Source organism: Streptomyces sp. NPDC006283, from assembly GCF_040613325.1.
In the GTDB taxonomy this organism is placed as follows: domain Bacteria; phylum Actinomycetota; class Actinomycetes; order Streptomycetales; family Streptomycetaceae; genus Streptomyces.
This window is the reverse complement of the sequence record NZ_JBEXRZ010000020.1, coordinates 42,183-55,142: the sequence shown is the minus strand read 5'-3', so window position 1 is coordinate 55,142 and position 12,960 is coordinate 42,183. Positions and strand designations below refer to the sequence as shown.

Here is a 12,960-nt window from a genome sequence, read left to right as displayed (position 1 = left end):
GTGAGCGGCGCCTCCAAAGCCGGCCGTGTCGGTTGTGTCTTTACTAGCCCTACCGGTTCTGCCAGGACGATGGCAAGTGGCGTATCTCCTATATGACCTCGCCCGACCCGGCGCGACCCGGCGGGCTCAGTCCTGGCCGTCGTCGCGGTCGTGCCCCGCTCCCGCGGTCGTTTCCTGCCCTGTGATTCCCCGCCCAGGGCCTCCTGCGCCCCGTCGCTCCCGACGCCGCCGTCGGCGGAGCCCGCCGGTGACACCAGGCCGCCCCCGGACGGCTCCTCCCGCAACGGGTCCGCCGACGGCGGTCCGCCACCCGCGTACCACCGAACGCCGCACACAGCCCCGCGCCCGGCCGGGTCACTCGGACAGCCGCACCCCGATGGCCGTCGCCCGTACACCGTCAGAGGCTCGAAGCCCGTCCACGCCGCGTGGCCGGGACGACGAACAGGACCTCGTATGAGCCACGAGCAACGAACGGCCGGCCACGGCCCGCACGGCCGCTCAGATGCCCCCGGCACCGACCCGATCAGCGGCTGGGTCCGGGGCGGGGTCGCCTTCGCGGGCGTCCTCATGCTCTGCAGCGGCGTTCTCGCCGTGCTTCAGGGCATCGCCGCCGTCGTCGGGGACGACGTGTACGGCAAGGTCGGCAACTACGTGTACCGCATCGACCTCACCGGTTGGGGCTGGATCCACATCGTCCTCGGCCTCGCCGTCGCGGTGACCGGCGCGGGAGTGCTCAAGGGCGCGGCCTGGGCGCGCTATGCCGGCATCCTGCTGGTGTCCCTCAGTGTGATCCTGCAGTTCCTGTTCCTGCCGTACGCGCCGTTCTGGTCGGTGATCGTGATCGCGATCGACCTCTTCGTCATCTGGGCCCTGACGTCCTACCGCATCGCCCGTACGCCCTGAACGCGACGGCCGCACGGCCTGCCCGGCCCCGGCCGAACGGACCTGCCGCCCCTCCTCCCAGGATGCCCGCGGATCAGAACCCGCCCACTCGGTGTCTCGGAGGCGTGCGGCTCACCGTGCGGCCGGCCGCGGTCGCCGCGTGGGCGAACTCCGTGGCGTCGAGGACGGCCGCGCCGCCCGGGTCGTTGTTGAAGTAGACGTACACGTCGTCCTCGTCCGGCCACGCCTCGGCGATGCGGCCTGCCCAGGACCGCAGCGCCTGGTGGCCGTACCGCGGCGCCGGCTGCGCGAGGCCGGCGTGGAAGCGCAGGTAGCCCCAAGGCGCCGTCCGCCACAGCGGGGTCACCGGGCGGGAGCCCCGGTCGGCCCAGCACAGGGCGCTGCCGTGCCGTTCCAGCACCGTGCGGAGCCGTTGCTCCTCCGCCCACCACGACGCGTGGCGCAGCTCCACGGCCACGCGGACCGTGCGGGGGAAGTACCCCAGGCAGGCGTCCAGGGCTTCGGTGTCCACCCGGAAGTTCGGCGGCAGTTGGAGCAGCACGGGCCCCAGCCGGTCACCCAGTCCGGCGGCGCGGTCCAGCAGACGGTGCACCGGCTCCTCGGGGTCGCGCAGCCGCTTCAGGTGGGTGAGGTAGCGGCTGGCCTTGACCGCCATCACGAAACCGTCGGGTGTCCGCTCGCGCCACGATGCGAAGACTTCCTCGGTGGGGAGCCGGTAGAAGGCGTTGTTGTTCTCGACGGTGGCGAACTGCCCGGCGTACTCCTCCAGCCACAACCGCTGCGGAACGCCGGGTGGATAGAGAACGCCCCGCCAGTCCCTGTACTGCCATCCCGACGTTCCGACGATCACAGGCATGGACCGTCTCCGCCCGGGCCGTGGACCGTGGCCATCGGCGTCCCCTCAGCGGGCCGGGTGGGCGCGCCGGAACCAGCGGACACCGAAGAAGGCCACGTCGAGCACCAGGACGGCGATGCCGATGATCAGCAGGTACATCAGACCCTCGGTGACGCCGACGATCCCTAGCACGACGGCGAGGATGGCCAGGAGCAGGAAGAGCGCCATACGACGGGCACCTCCTTTGATGGACAACGATGGCGGGCGCTTCGTTCAGCGGCGTGCGAGCTGCCGCACACCGTCCGCGCCGGGCCGGTAGGCCATGCCGTAGTGCGTGAAGATCGCTTGCTCGTCCTCGGCGGGAAGAACACCGTCCGTGTCGATGGACGGCGCCTTCTTGACGTGGCCCTTGGCGTACGGGACCCGGAGGTAGCGGGGCCCGACCACGGCATCGACGATCGGGACGAAGAGCAGGCGCTGACGCGTGGGGAGCCCTGAGCGAACCGTGGCCATGGCCGGTTCGTCGGTGCTCGTGTCCACATAGACGGCTTCGAGCGAACCGATCTTGTTTCCGTTTTCGTCGACGACGTCGTTTTCGCGCCACTCACGGATGTCTGCCGGCTGAATCATGCGTTTTGCTCCCTCAGCGGATCGTGGGCGACCGGTGCGGGCGACCGGTGCGGGCGGCCGGTGCGGGCGGCCGCCGGGCGTCATCCGGGGTCGCCGTCGGGGTTCTCCGTGCCGGTACCCCGGTCGGTCGGTCGACGGTGCTTGTGCGACCGACGACGGCGGATTCCCGGCCTGACGTCGCTGTAGTGGTACGACGCGATCCGTGCGCCGTGCTGAGCGTCGAGGCGCCGGATCAGGGCCACCCCGACAGCGATCATGGCGAGGATCGCCGCCACGGTGATGACTGTCTCCATGGCTTCTCACATCCCTCGGCCGCAGGCCGACGGCCCGACGAGCAGCCAGGGGGGCTTTGTCATCGTGCTTCCACCTGCGGGTTCCCTGCTCAGGGCGTCCGTAACGTCACCCGTCGCCGGCAGCCGCCGGCCCGGCGCGTCAGGTCCTTTTCGGTGTTGTCGATCGCCGGGAACGACCCCAGGTGAGGGCGGGGGACGTGAAGTGCGCCCAGTGCCTCGACTTTACTCCGGTCGAGGGCCCGTAGCCCCTGGTCGGAGGGGGTTTGTGTACGGATCGGAGCTGGTTTGTGCACGGACTCGGGCCGCTCCGGGACCGGCCTGCGGCCAAAGGCCCCCGCGGCCGACGTCAGGCGTTCGTCCGGTGCCGTCAGCGGCCGGGACTCCTTGCGGCACTCACCGGGCCGCGGGCCTGTGCTGCGGTCCGCCTCAGCAGGCCGCGCACAACGAGTCGCCCAGCGGCGAGCGCTCGTAGAACACCTCGCGACCGCTGCGGCGCCGGGTGACCAGGCTGCTCTCGCACAGCACTTTCAGGTGCTGGCTGACCGCGCCGGGTGCCATGGACAGTCTGCGGGCCAGGATGCTCGTCGTGGCCGCCTCGGTGAGAGTGACGAGAATCCGGGCGCGGGTCCGCCCTATGAGGGCGTTGAGCGCGTCGGTGGTGGGTGCGGCCTCACGCGACCAGACCGTGGCGACACCGGGCGCCGGGTACATGAGGAGCGGCTGGTAGGGCTCGGCCATCACCGTGGTGTCCGGCCAGTGGAAGACGCTCGGGACGAGGATCATGCCGTCGCCGCGGAGCGGTCCGCTGCGCCGCCAGGCACGGGTCCGAACGCTCAGGCGGCCCTGGTCCCACGTGATGTTCGGATGCAGGTCGTTGAACATGGCGCCCGCGCCGTCGCGGGTCAGCTGCCGGGAGCGGCGCAGCACCTCCGACTCGAACAGCCCCCGGATCCGCGGCCAGAACGGGGCCAGCGCCGCCTCCCAGTACCGGCGCAGCTCGACGGCCGTGCGGGCGACGCCGGCCGCCGGGTCGGCGAGGAACTCGGCGACGACCGGGGTGTCGACGCCGGGAACCCTGCTCACCTCGCCCACGGCTCTGGCCGGATCGGCCCCGGCGACGAGCCGCAGCTCGGCATCGACGTCCGGCAGGGGGCCCGTGGGCGGCGGGGTCAGGAAGTCGACGATGTAAGGCCCGAGCGGGACCAGTTCGAGCAGCAGCCGCAGGTCGAGGCCGGCGAGCCGCGGGCGTACCGCCCGGATCCACGGCAGGTGCAGTGCGTGCCGGCCGGGGTCCTGCAGGACGCGCAGGCTCGCCACCGCCTCCGACACGGGTGAGAAGGCGAACCTCAGCCGGGCGAGGTCGACGGAGGTCAAGTCGAACTCGGCACACGAGGATTCAGCCACAGATGAAACATTTACGGGTCACCGGGCGGCGGGTCAACCATCGGTGTACCGGCGCGACGGCGGCCAGCCCGTGACGCCGACGGCCGACTCCTCGAAGCAACCCCTGCAAGCCAACCCGTGCAGCCATGGACCAAGGAGAGAGCATGACCACCCGGAACCGACTCCACGAAGCCCTCACCACGGACAACACCACGCTCCTGCTGGTGGATCACCAGATCGGGCTGTGCACCGGCGTCCGCGACATCGGCGTCGGTGAGCTCAAGCACAACGTCACCCGCCTGACCAGGGCGGCACTGCGCCTGAACATCCCCGTCGTCGTCACCACCACCTCGGCGGACAGCATGTGGGGACCGCTCATCCCCGAGCTGCAGGCCGAACTGCCGCACGACCTCAAGGTGATCGACCGGAGCACCGTCAACGCGTGGCACGACGACCGGGTCAAGAGCGCCGTCGAGGAGACCGGACGCGACAAGATCCTCATCGCCGGGATCTCGCTCGAGGTCTGCGCGGCGCTGCCCGCGATGGCCGCGACCGCCGCCGGGTACAGCGCGTACGTCGCCGTCGACGCCTCCGGAACCTTCTCCGCGACCAAGCGCGAGACCGGCCTGCTGCGGCTTCAGCAGGCGGGGGTGGTCGTGAGCGACTACGCCACCCTGGTCGTCGAGATGCTCGCCGACAACGCGCTCCCGATCGCACAGGACGTGTACGCCGATCTCGACATGCCGTTCGCCACCCTCGTCGGCCAGCTCGCGGCCGCCCAGGCCCGCTGAGACGGAGCCGGGGAGGCGTCGGCTTTCGGAGGAAGCGCCGTTCGGCCCACCTCTGACAGCGATATCGAAGCCGTCGGCCTCGGCGTCATGTCCCCCTGGGACGGGATGCCGAGGCCGACGGCTCCGGCGAGCTCCGCAACAGCAACACCTCGCCTCGCGGTGTCAGCTGCGCTCGGCCTTGGCGATGCGCGGTGTCGTCGGGGTGTCCGACTCCCCGGCCTTGCGGCTGGAGATGTATCGCGCGGACCGCTGGCCGGGTTCGACGTCCGGGAAGCCGACCACTACGGAGTCGACGACGGTCCCGTCACCGGTGACGAAGTCCACCTGGACCGAGTAGAAGGCCTTCTTGTCGGTCGAGTTGGTCACCCTGACCAGACCGGTCCGCAGCCCGTCCGAGCGTGTGGTGGCCACTCCTTGCAGGGACACGTCCCCCGTCGCGTTGCCGCGGCCCTCGACCGTGCTCAGCTCGGCGGACGCGGAGGCCCGGACGCGTGCCTCCTCCGCGGACACGGACTCCTCGAGGTCCTTCTGGGTGCGCGGCGTGGCGGTGCTCGTATCCGTCGGCGACGCGGACTCGGTCGCGCCGGGAGGGCTGGTCGTCGTGGGAGCCCCGGACCCCTCGTCGCTGCCGGAGCCGCAGGCGGCCAGTGAGACGGCGATGAGCGGTGCAAGTACGGCGGGGGCGAGGCGGGGGCGGTTCACGGCGTCTCCGTTCTGCGGCTCCGGCCACAAGCCGACGCGACATTTCGCCCCAAAATAGTGCGAATGGCTAAGGGTCGCACCTCGTGCCTCGTCCCCAAGGGGAGCCCCCGCAGTGACCGCCGAACCGTTGCTCGTATCAAGATCCGAGCTGCCGCGGCCCTGTTCAACGGCGATGAGACGCCCTCATCCTCCGCATCAGGAACGGCCAGGGCAGTGGAGTGGGGATGCTGCTGTCCCCCTGGGCAGGAGACGCGAGTGCGCCGTCACTCGGAGTGCTGTGCCTGGGAGGGCCACTGCCCATCGGCGAACTGCGGGCCCCAGTAGTACGGGTGCACCTCGGCCAGGGTCCGTGCCTCCCACTGGGTGGGATCCCCTTCCCGCGGGACGGCTACCTCGACGGCCGGCCCCCACAGCGCGAGCCGTTCCTGGCAGACGCCACAGGGCGGCAGGATCAGGATCCTGTCGCGTTCCGGGTCACGGCAGACACAGACGGAGGCGGTGACGATCCGGTCCTGGGTGTAGGCCTGGATGAAGGCCCCGGTCTCCTGGCAGAGCGCAACTGATCCGTGCATGTTGTCCAGTCCGACGCTGGTGAGGATGCCGCCGTCGGCGAGCCGCACGGCGGCAGCGCCGCCGGGTTCGCCCGCGGGCCAGCGGCGGTCCAGGAGTTCCAACGCCGCGTCCACGAGCGCCTGATCGAGTTTCATGCTCGGAAGTCTGGCAGAGAGCTCTGAAGACGGCCGTCCTCTGAAATCGGCCCGTCCTCACCCCGCCGCTCCCCGGGCGGCCGTGGCCACGCCCTGGGCGGTCTCTCGGTCGGGCACGTGGCGGATGGGTCGGACGGCCCCGGTCGCTCGAGAGTGTGGGTCAGAGCCAGCCGTTGCGGCGGAAGCCCCGGTGGAGGGTGAAGCAGGCGACGGCGATGACGCCCAGGACCAGGGGGTAGCCGTAGGTCCAGCGGAGTTCGGGCATGTGGTCGAAGTTCATGCCGTACACGCCGCACACCATGGTCGGCACGGCGATGATCGCGGCCCAGGCTGTGATCTTGCGCATGTCCTCGTTCTGGGCGACGGTCACCTGGGCGAGGTGGGCCTGGAGGATGGAGTCCAGCAGCGCGTCGTAGGAGGCGATCTGCTCGGTGGCCCTGGTCAGGTGGTCGGCCACGTCACGGAAGTAGGCACGGATGTCCGGTTCGATGACGGGCATGGTCTGGGTGGCGAGTTGGTGCAGCGGCCGGTCCAGGGGCGCCACGGCCCGCTTGAGTTCCAGCAGCTCGCGCTTGAGCTGGTAGATGCGGCCCGCGTCGCCCCTGCCGCTGTGGTCGCTGAAGACGGCGCTCTCCACGGCGTCGAGGTCGCTCTGCACGGCGTCGGTGACGGCGAGGTAGTCGTCGACCACGTGATCCGCTATGGCGTGCAGCACCGCGGCCGGGCCCTTGGCCAGCTGCTCCGGGCCGGCTTCGAGAGCCTCCCGCAGGGGGCCCAGGGAGCCGTGTCCTCCGTGCCGGATGGTGATGACGAAGTCGGTGCCGACGAAGGCCATGAGTTCGCCGGTGTCCACCACCTCGCTGGTGGCCGTCAGCTCCGCGTGCTCGACGTAGCGGACCGTCTTGAAAACCGCGAACAGCGTGTCGTCGTACCGCTCCACCTTGGGCCGCTGATGTGCGTGGACCGCGTCCTCGATCGCGAGCGGGTGAAGGCCGAACAGCTCTGCGAGGCCGGTGAACTCCTGCGGGTCCGGCTCGTGCAGGCCGATCCAGACGAACCCGTCACCCACCTTACGGACCCGCCTCAGAGCCTCCTCGGCGTCGGCGCAGCCGTCCTGCCGCACGCCCTTGACATAGACCACGCAGTTCACGACCGCGCCGCCCAGGGGCGATCGCGCCGGATGGCTGAGGTCCACGGCACGCCGGTAGCTGCGGCGGACCGCCTGGCGGATGTTGCTCAACATCGACACTGCGACTCCCTCGGCAGGACACCGGCCAGTGTGCCACCCACCGCACCGCAGGCCGGGGCCGGTGCGCTGCCCGACCGGCCCTGGCTCGGGCACGCGTACGTGGACGCCTCGCCTCTCCGGCATCCTCGGCGCTCCCTGCGCGTGCCCGAGGCCGCACGCGGTGCGTCAGCCGCCGCAGGCGCATCCGGCGGCGGCCTTCGCCTCGGCCGGGGTCTGGTTCGGGTCGAGGGCCTGCTCCTCGGGGGCGCAGCAGTCGGTGGTGCCGCAGCAGGCGTCCGGTGCGCCTTCGCTGCTCCTGCCGAGGTTGTCGGCATCGGCCTTGACGACGTACACCTCCCACGGCTCCTTGCCCGGACCGGTCACCCACACCTTGTCCTGCAGCGCGTAGCAGCAGGAGGTGTCGTTCTCCTCGAACGTGGCGAGGCCTGCTTCCTGGAGCCGGCCGGTCGCGGCGGTGACCTGCTCGGTGGACTCCACTTCCACGCCGAGGTGGTCCAGGCGGGTGTCCTCGTCGGCCTCGCCCTCGATCAGGACGAGCTTGAGCGGAGGCTCGGTGATCGCGAAGTTCGCGTAACCGGGGCGGAGCTTGGCGGGCTCGACGCCGAAAAGCTTGGAGTAGAAGGCGATGGAGCCTTCAAGGTCGTTGACACGCAGGGCGAGCTGAACGCGGGACATGGCGGTCTCCTGGTCCTGATCCGGCGCTGAATCGACGCTCATCGATACAGCCTGCTGAAGCCGAGGTTGGCACTCGATTAGATGGCTGTCAACATAGACACATGTCGAAATCGGAGCTGCCTCTGCTCGGGCTGGACGATCAGGCGGCGTGCTGCTCGCCGATGGTCCGCGAGCCGCTGGGCGTGGAGGCAGCCGTTGACCTTTCCCGGATGTTCAAGGCGCTGTCGGACCCGGTGCGCCTGCGTCTGCTGTCCTTGATTGCCTCGCACGAGGGTGGCGAGGCCTGCGTCTGTGACCTCATCGGCCCGTTCGACGTGTCACAGCCGACGATCTCCCAACATCTGAAGGTGCTGCGCGAGGCGGGCCTGGTCGGTTCGGAGCGGCGCGGGACCTGGGTCTACTACTGGGTGCTGCCCGCTGCGCTCGCCAGGCTCTCTTCTCTCCTCCAGGCTCCGGCCGGCACCGTTGCTGCGGGAGTCGCTCGATGACCGGCACCCCTTCGCTCGGCCGCCGCGTCCTGGTCGAGCTGGTGGGCACGGCGGCTCTGGTGACCGTCGTGGTCGGCTCCGGCATCCAGGCGACCGAGCTGACGCGCGATGTGGGTGTGCAGCTACTGGCCAACTCGCTGGCGACCGTCTTCGGTCTCGGCATGCTGATCGCCCTGCTCGGCCCGGTCTCGGGAGCCCACTTCAACCCGGTGGTCACGCTGGCCGCCTGGTGGACCGGCCGCCGAGGCGATGACGGTCTGGCGCTGCGGGACGTGGCGGCGTACGTGCCTGCGCAGGTGGCCGGCGGCATTGGCGGCGCGGTGCTGGCGAACGCGATGTTCGCCGAGCCTCTGGTGCGGTTCTCGACGCACGACCGGTCCGCCGGCCACCTGTGGCTCGGCGAGGTCGTCGCCACCGCGGGTCTGGTCCTCCTCGTCTTCGGGCTGGCTCGCACGGGACAGCAGCGCATCGGCCCGGTCGCGGTTGCCTCCTATATCGGAGCGGCGTACTGGTTCACCTCCTCCACCAGCTTCGCGAACCCGGCAGTGACCATCGGCCGTGCATTCACCGACACCTTCGCCGGGATCGCACCCGACTCCGTGCCGCCGTTCATCGCGGCCCAACTCGTCGGCGCGGTCCTCGGTGTCGTCCTGGTCGCCGCGCTGTTCGGCCGGTCCCGCCCAGCCGCGGACGACGTGATCGTCGCCCGCGTTGAGCCAGAACTCGCCGCCTCCGGCCGCTGAACCCACCCCGACGAAAGAAGATCCGCACGTGAGCGCTCCCGAAATCCCGTCCGTGCTGTTCGTCTGCGTCCACAACGCAGGCCGGTCGCAGATGGCCGCCGCATTCCTCGCCCACCTCGCAGGCGAACAGGTGGAAGTCCGCTCCGCCGGTTCCGCACCGGCCGACACCGTGAACCCTGCGGTGGTCGAAGCCATGCGGGAGTCCGGCATCGACATCTCCGCCCAACGGCCGAAGATCCTCACCCCCGAAGCAGTGCAGGCCTCCGACGTGGTGATCACCATGGGTTGCGGCGACGCCTGCCCCTACTTCCCCGGCAAGCGCTACCTCGACTGGAAGCTCGACGACCCCGCCGGCCAAGGCGTGGCCGCCGTCCGCCCCATCCGCGACGAGATCGAGCAGCGTATCCGCCGACTGCTGTCCGAACTCGGCGTCGAGGCACGGGCATGACCCACGACGTCCCTATCGAGCGCCTTTGGGGGGCATTTCAGCTGCCCATCAGAGATGCACTGCATTTCGCCGACGGCCACTCCTGCGATGTTGCCCTCGACTCCGACGCCCCGAGCGGTTTGCGGATGCTCGCGCCGTTCAACCTGGATGAGATGCTGGAGACCGATCCCTCCTGGACGTCCGAGGTCGATGGGCTGGCCGCCGTGGACCTGGGGAGTAAGGGGCTGCTGTGGGGCGGCGAGGGGTCGTACGGGTCGGAGGGGTTCGTTGCACGGCTGACAGCTGACCGTGCGCTGATCTGGGCGATTTTCTTCATGGAATCCAACCCATTTGATCGGATTCAGCTGTCCGGAAACGTCGCTGTCTTCAGTTCGACCGCGGGGTTCGAGATCACGGTTGACATCGACGATCCACGAACGCCGACCTCTCTCGCAGGTGTCGTGGGCGTACCGTCGGCCTGATCGCGTGGGGCTGGGAGGCTGTGTTGTACGCACACGAGGTGATCCTGAACGAACTCGCACAAGGGCTCAGATCCACGACTGAGGGTGTCGAGTGGTTCGAGAGCCTGCCGGAGGATGACCAGCGCAGGGTCTTGCACGCCCTGGTGCTGTTCTGCGGGCAGGCCCGTGCCTGCGAGGGCGACGTTCCGGAGAGCATCGCGCGCTCTGGCATTCGCCCCACCCACACGCCTGCGGTGATGCTCACGAAGTGGCGCTTCGGGATGGAAGACCTTCCGGCGTATGAACTCACGAAGTCGTTTCGCCTGCTCGTCGCCCTCTTCAGCATTGCCGACACCCGCAGGCGGGCGCTGCACTGCGCCGGCGGATGCGGTCACGAGTGGCACAACTTCTCGGCGCAGTCTCAGGATCCGACCTAGGGCTACTTCCTGCCCTGGGTCATGCCGGGGATCTTAGCTACCTGCGTTTTCGCTGGCCCAGAGCCTGGCCAGGTGCCCCCGACCGGCCGTCATTGGTCGTTGTCGGTCGCTCCGGATCGTCCTCGGACGGCCCAGAGACGCCGAAGGCAGCCGCGCTGATGACGCTGCTCCGGTGTCGTAGCGGGGGGATACCGTGCAGCCACGTTTGAGCATTGCGTTTGGGGAGGGGCCTTGGGAGCCAAATCCGGTCTGCTCATGTATGCCGACGGCGATGTACCCGGCCTGCTGCGGCAGGTGGGGCGTCGGACTTGGGGCAGACGTCCGCGATGATGCGGCGCCTCAATCCGGGGTGCGAGATCGAGGAGAGCGAAGGCTCGGATCTGTACGACGGCGTGTATCCGCCGGACGGAACGACCTATGCGGCCAGCTGGCCCGGCGTGGACATCGTCTGCGATCGGCGCGTGATGATCGATGCCCCGTCACAGCTCCCCGAGCATCTCATCGCGGCGAGTGCCGGCCGCCGGTTGGTCCTGCACGCCATGCACAGCGTCGTGGACTGGCTGGCGTTCGCTGTGTGGGAGGACGGACGGCTCATTAGGTCTCTGAGCCTGTCGCCGGACGATGGGGTCATCGAGAACATCGGGAAACCGCTCCCCTTCGAACTTCCCTACTGGGCCGGGGAACGTCCGGCGGACGTCATTCCGTGGCCGGGAGAGGAAGAGGGGCCGTACGCCCTGCCCTTTCATCCTCTGGAGCTCGGTGAAGACGCGCTACGTGCGCTCTGTGGCTTCATCCAGGAGGGCATGCCGGAGTCCGGGGACGTCGATGCGGAGAACATCAAACTCCACGGCTTCCTCGTACGGGACCCGAACGGACCCGACCCGGCAGAGAAGGAAGCGGAAATGCGGAGAGCAGTGGCAGCTATGGGACCGCCGCAGTTCTACACGATGGGACCCGACGGCGCCTTCGTCGTGGAGCGGGTGACGGGAATCGAACCCGCGCTCTGAGGTTGGGAATCACTGATCGTTTGTCCACAACTACGTCCCTGACCTGCACAGGCACTCACGTCAGGCCGGTCGCTGACCTTCGGGCGTCGTCCCCGAATGACCGTGGTCACCGCTGCTTCCGGTGCTCATCTGGTGCGGCTGCTGGTAGACAACCGCCATGACGCACTACGCAGACCTGACGCCGTACACGTACGACAGGGACAACTGGGATCCGACGGCGTCGGGTGTCTGGCGGGGCGTCACATTGCTCAACGTCGGCTGGCTCGATCGTGGCAAGACGTATGCCAAGGGTGCTTCACCGCCCGGTCTCGTGGAGGCGCTGAAGGATATGACCCGCACCCACCGAGCACAGCAGACCCGCGGCTTCTACCTCTGCCCCTGGTGCACCTCGCTTCTCACTGCCAGGCGCCTCGACGGCCCTCGGGGAAGCGCCGAGATACGAGTGATGGGCGACGGCGTCGCCTACGCCGCCCCTGAGCTGATCGCTCATTACGTCGAAGCCCATGACTACCAGCCGCCGGCCGATTTCATAGAGGCGGTGCTGTCCGACGCTGCCGTCTGAGCGTGCGAGTTGGCGTGCTTGTCTCACCGATCTGGCGGGCACAAATCGAAACGCTGTGAGCACCGCTTCAGGAGTTCGATCGGAGACACCCCGGGGCGCCTCTCACCGTGGGCCATCGCTTCGTTCAAAGCTGCCGCATGCTGCGGTTGTGCGCTGTCGTTGATGTCAGCTACGGATGTCAGCCCGCGTCTGGCAGGGGTTCAATCACGTCGGCCCATACGCGGGTGGTCCAGGGGTTGCCCTCCTCGCCAAGCCTGGCTGCCACGACATCATCGAGGAACAGCGCGTTGGCGATGTCCGTCGAGAAGGGCTCTGGGCTCATCCAGAAGTCCGCCTCCCAAGAGGCCCAGTTGCTCGGCTTCTCTCCCAGGCGGAGCAGACCATCTTCCTCAGGCGGACCGTCGTCCGTGCCGTTCGAGATCTCGGCCACGAAGGTGCGATACGGCTCCGGCAGTACTACGCCGTGCACGTCCTCCGAGGCCCGAAGCGCCTCCCAACCCAGAGGGCGGCGGCGAACGTCTGCCGGAAAGACCTCAAGCAACAGGGCTATCGCACCCGAGATCGTGTCATCCACGCCCAAGACATACCACCAGCCGGTGACACCCGATCTTTGGTCGGCAGGAGGCGGCGCGCAAGCGTCAAGCTGAGGTCGGTGTAGCGGCTTTGG

At 69.1% G+C, this 12,960-nt stretch carries 19 protein-coding genes; 9 read left to right on the top strand and 10 right to left on the bottom strand.

Annotation, left to right across the window (positions count from 1 at the left end; all coding sequences use genetic code 11):
* Positions 1-453: 453 nt before the first annotated feature.
* Positions 454-903 carry a hypothetical protein gene (locus ABZ070_RS07275; RefSeq protein ID WP_356630875.1) on the top strand — a complete coding sequence of 150 codons (450 nt, stop codon included), beginning with the start codon at positions 454-456 and terminating at the stop codon, positions 901-903.
* Positions 904-976: 73 nt separating this feature from the next.
* On the opposite strand, the gene ABZ070_RS07270 is transcribed toward ABZ070_RS07275, so the two are convergent.
* The 5 genes from ABZ070_RS07270 to ABZ070_RS07250 form a co-directional block, all read right to left on the bottom strand.
* The gene (locus tag ABZ070_RS07270; RefSeq protein WP_356630873.1) at positions 977-1,759 is read right to left on the bottom strand and encodes a DUF72 domain-containing protein; all 783 of its coding nucleotides are present in this window, start codon (positions 1,757-1,759) and stop codon (positions 977-979) included.
* 45 nt (positions 1,760-1,804) lie between these two features.
* A complete protein-coding gene (locus tag ABZ070_RS07265) occupies positions 1,805-1,966 on the bottom strand; it encodes a hypothetical protein (RefSeq protein WP_356630871.1) in 162 nt (53 codons plus the stop codon).
* Between the two features lie 45 nt (positions 1,967-2,011).
* On the bottom strand, positions 2,012-2,368 hold the full coding sequence (locus tag ABZ070_RS07260; protein ID WP_356630869.1) for a PRC-barrel domain-containing protein: 357 nt from the start codon (positions 2,366-2,368) through the stop codon (positions 2,012-2,014).
* Positions 2,369-2,448: 80 nt separating this feature from the next.
* A complete protein-coding gene (locus ABZ070_RS07255; RefSeq protein WP_356630867.1) occupies positions 2,449-2,661 on the bottom strand; it encodes a hypothetical protein in 213 nt (70 codons plus the stop codon).
* A gap of 426 nt (positions 2,662-3,087) precedes the next feature.
* Positions 3,088-4,065, bottom strand: coding sequence for a DUF5937 family protein (locus ABZ070_RS07250; RefSeq protein WP_356630865.1), 978 nt, complete (start codon positions 4,063-4,065; stop codon positions 3,088-3,090).
* 143 nt (positions 4,066-4,208) lie between these two features.
* Here ABZ070_RS07250 and ABZ070_RS07245 point away from each other — a divergent pair, with 143 nt between their 5' ends.
* The gene (locus ABZ070_RS07245; protein WP_356630863.1) at positions 4,209-4,835 is read left to right on the top strand and encodes an isochorismatase family protein; all 627 of its coding nucleotides are present in this window, start codon (positions 4,209-4,211) and stop codon (positions 4,833-4,835) included.
* A gap of 162 nt (positions 4,836-4,997) precedes the next feature.
* Here the strand turns inward: ABZ070_RS07245 and ABZ070_RS07240 are convergent, their stop codons facing one another.
* From ABZ070_RS07240 to ABZ070_RS07225, 4 genes are all read right to left on the bottom strand, one after another.
* Positions 4,998-5,537 carry a hypothetical protein gene (locus ABZ070_RS07240; RefSeq protein ID WP_356630861.1) on the bottom strand — a complete coding sequence of 180 codons (540 nt, stop codon included), beginning with the start codon at positions 5,535-5,537 and terminating at the stop codon, positions 4,998-5,000.
* Positions 5,538-5,800: 263 nt separating this feature from the next.
* Positions 5,801-6,244, bottom strand: coding sequence for a cytidine deaminase (locus ABZ070_RS07235; RefSeq protein WP_356630859.1), 444 nt, complete (start codon positions 6,242-6,244; stop codon positions 5,801-5,803).
* A gap of 160 nt (positions 6,245-6,404) precedes the next feature.
* A complete protein-coding gene (gene corA, locus ABZ070_RS07230; RefSeq protein WP_356630857.1) occupies positions 6,405-7,487 on the bottom strand; it encodes a magnesium/cobalt transporter CorA in 1,083 nt (360 codons plus the stop codon).
* A 171-nt stretch (positions 7,488-7,658) separates the two neighbouring features.
* Positions 7,659-8,168, bottom strand: a complete 510-nt coding sequence (locus ABZ070_RS07225; protein ID WP_356630879.1) for an ArsI/CadI family heavy metal resistance metalloenzyme — start codon at positions 8,166-8,168, stop codon at positions 7,659-7,661.
* 101 nt (positions 8,169-8,269) lie between these two features.
* Between ABZ070_RS07225 and ABZ070_RS07220 the strand changes: the two genes are divergently transcribed.
* The 7 genes from ABZ070_RS07220 to ABZ070_RS07190 all read left to right on the top strand — a co-directional run bounded on the left by ABZ070_RS07220 (position 8,270) and on the right by ABZ070_RS07190 (position 12,293).
* Positions 8,270-8,656 (top strand): metalloregulator ArsR/SmtB family transcription factor, encoded by a 387-nt coding sequence (locus ABZ070_RS07220; protein ID WP_356630855.1) that lies wholly within the window; start codon positions 8,270-8,272, stop codon positions 8,654-8,656.
* Complete coding sequence (locus tag ABZ070_RS07215; protein WP_356630853.1) at positions 8,653-9,399, top strand: MIP/aquaporin family protein; 747 nt, start codon at positions 8,653-8,655, stop codon at positions 9,397-9,399. The genes ABZ070_RS07220 and ABZ070_RS07215 overlap by 4 nt, the downstream gene beginning before the upstream one ends.
* 28 nt (positions 9,400-9,427) lie before the next feature.
* The gene (locus tag ABZ070_RS07210) at positions 9,428-9,847 is read left to right on the top strand and encodes an arsenate reductase ArsC (RefSeq protein WP_356630851.1); all 420 of its coding nucleotides are present in this window, start codon (positions 9,428-9,430) and stop codon (positions 9,845-9,847) included.
* Entirely contained in the window at positions 9,844-10,308 is a 465-nt protein-coding gene (locus ABZ070_RS07205; protein WP_356630849.1) for a hypothetical protein, read from the top strand. The genes ABZ070_RS07210 and ABZ070_RS07205 overlap by 4 nt, the downstream gene beginning before the upstream one ends.
* A gap of 38 nt (positions 10,309-10,346) precedes the next feature.
* Positions 10,347-10,724 carry a DUF5958 family protein gene (locus ABZ070_RS07200; protein WP_356630847.1) on the top strand — a complete coding sequence of 126 codons (378 nt, stop codon included), beginning with the start codon at positions 10,347-10,349 and terminating at the stop codon, positions 10,722-10,724.
* Positions 10,725-11,032: 308 nt separating this feature from the next.
* On the top strand, positions 11,033-11,731 hold the full coding sequence (locus ABZ070_RS07195) for a hypothetical protein (RefSeq protein ID WP_356630845.1): 699 nt from the start codon (positions 11,033-11,035) through the stop codon (positions 11,729-11,731).
* Positions 11,732-11,888: 157 nt separating this feature from the next.
* Complete coding sequence (locus ABZ070_RS07190; RefSeq protein WP_356630843.1) at positions 11,889-12,293, top strand: hypothetical protein; 405 nt, start codon at positions 11,889-11,891, stop codon at positions 12,291-12,293.
* Positions 12,294-12,471: 178 nt separating this feature from the next.
* Here the strand turns inward: ABZ070_RS07190 and ABZ070_RS07185 are convergent, their stop codons facing one another.
* The gene (locus ABZ070_RS07185; RefSeq protein WP_356630841.1) at positions 12,472-12,867 is read right to left on the bottom strand and encodes a hypothetical protein; all 396 of its coding nucleotides are present in this window, start codon (positions 12,865-12,867) and stop codon (positions 12,472-12,474) included.
* Between the last annotated feature and the right edge of the window lie 93 nt (positions 12,868-12,960).

Excerpts from the sequence above, each read along its gene's own strand:
- ABZ070_RS07275 (WP_356630875.1), top strand. The coding sequence starts at position 454 with ATGAGCCACGAGCAACGAACGGCCGGCCACGGCCCGCACGGCCGCTCA.
- ABZ070_RS07270 (WP_356630873.1), bottom strand. The coding sequence starts at position 1,759 with ATGCCTGTGATCGTCGGAACGTCGGGATGGCAGTACAGGGACTGGCGG.
- ABZ070_RS07265 (WP_356630871.1), bottom strand. The coding sequence starts at position 1,966 with ATGGCGCTCTTCCTGCTCCTGGCCATCCTCGCCGTCGTGCTAGGGATC.
- ABZ070_RS07260 (WP_356630869.1), bottom strand. The coding sequence starts at position 2,368 with ATGATTCAGCCGGCAGACATCCGTGAGTGGCGCGAAAACGACGTCGTC.
- ABZ070_RS07255 (WP_356630867.1), bottom strand. The coding sequence starts at position 2,661 with ATGGAGACAGTCATCACCGTGGCGGCGATCCTCGCCATGATCGCTGTC.
- ABZ070_RS07245 (WP_356630863.1), top strand. The coding sequence starts at position 4,209 with ATGACCACCCGGAACCGACTCCACGAAGCCCTCACCACGGACAACACC.
- ABZ070_RS07235 (WP_356630859.1), bottom strand. The coding sequence starts at position 6,244 with ATGAAACTCGATCAGGCGCTCGTGGACGCGGCGTTGGAACTCCTGGAC.
- corA (WP_356630857.1), bottom strand. The coding sequence starts at position 7,487 with ATGTTGAGCAACATCCGCCAGGCGGTCCGCCGCAGCTACCGGCGTGCC.
- ABZ070_RS07225 (WP_356630879.1), bottom strand. The coding sequence starts at position 8,168 with ATGTCCCGCGTTCAGCTCGCCCTGCGTGTCAACGACCTTGAAGGCTCC.
- ABZ070_RS07220 (WP_356630855.1), top strand. The coding sequence starts at position 8,270 with ATGTCGAAATCGGAGCTGCCTCTGCTCGGGCTGGACGATCAGGCGGCG.
- ABZ070_RS07215 (WP_356630853.1), top strand. The coding sequence starts at position 8,653 with ATGACCGGCACCCCTTCGCTCGGCCGCCGCGTCCTGGTCGAGCTGGTG.
- ABZ070_RS07205 (WP_356630849.1), top strand. The coding sequence starts at position 9,844 with ATGACCCACGACGTCCCTATCGAGCGCCTTTGGGGGGCATTTCAGCTG.
- ABZ070_RS07190 (WP_356630843.1), top strand. The coding sequence starts at position 11,889 with ATGACGCACTACGCAGACCTGACGCCGTACACGTACGACAGGGACAAC.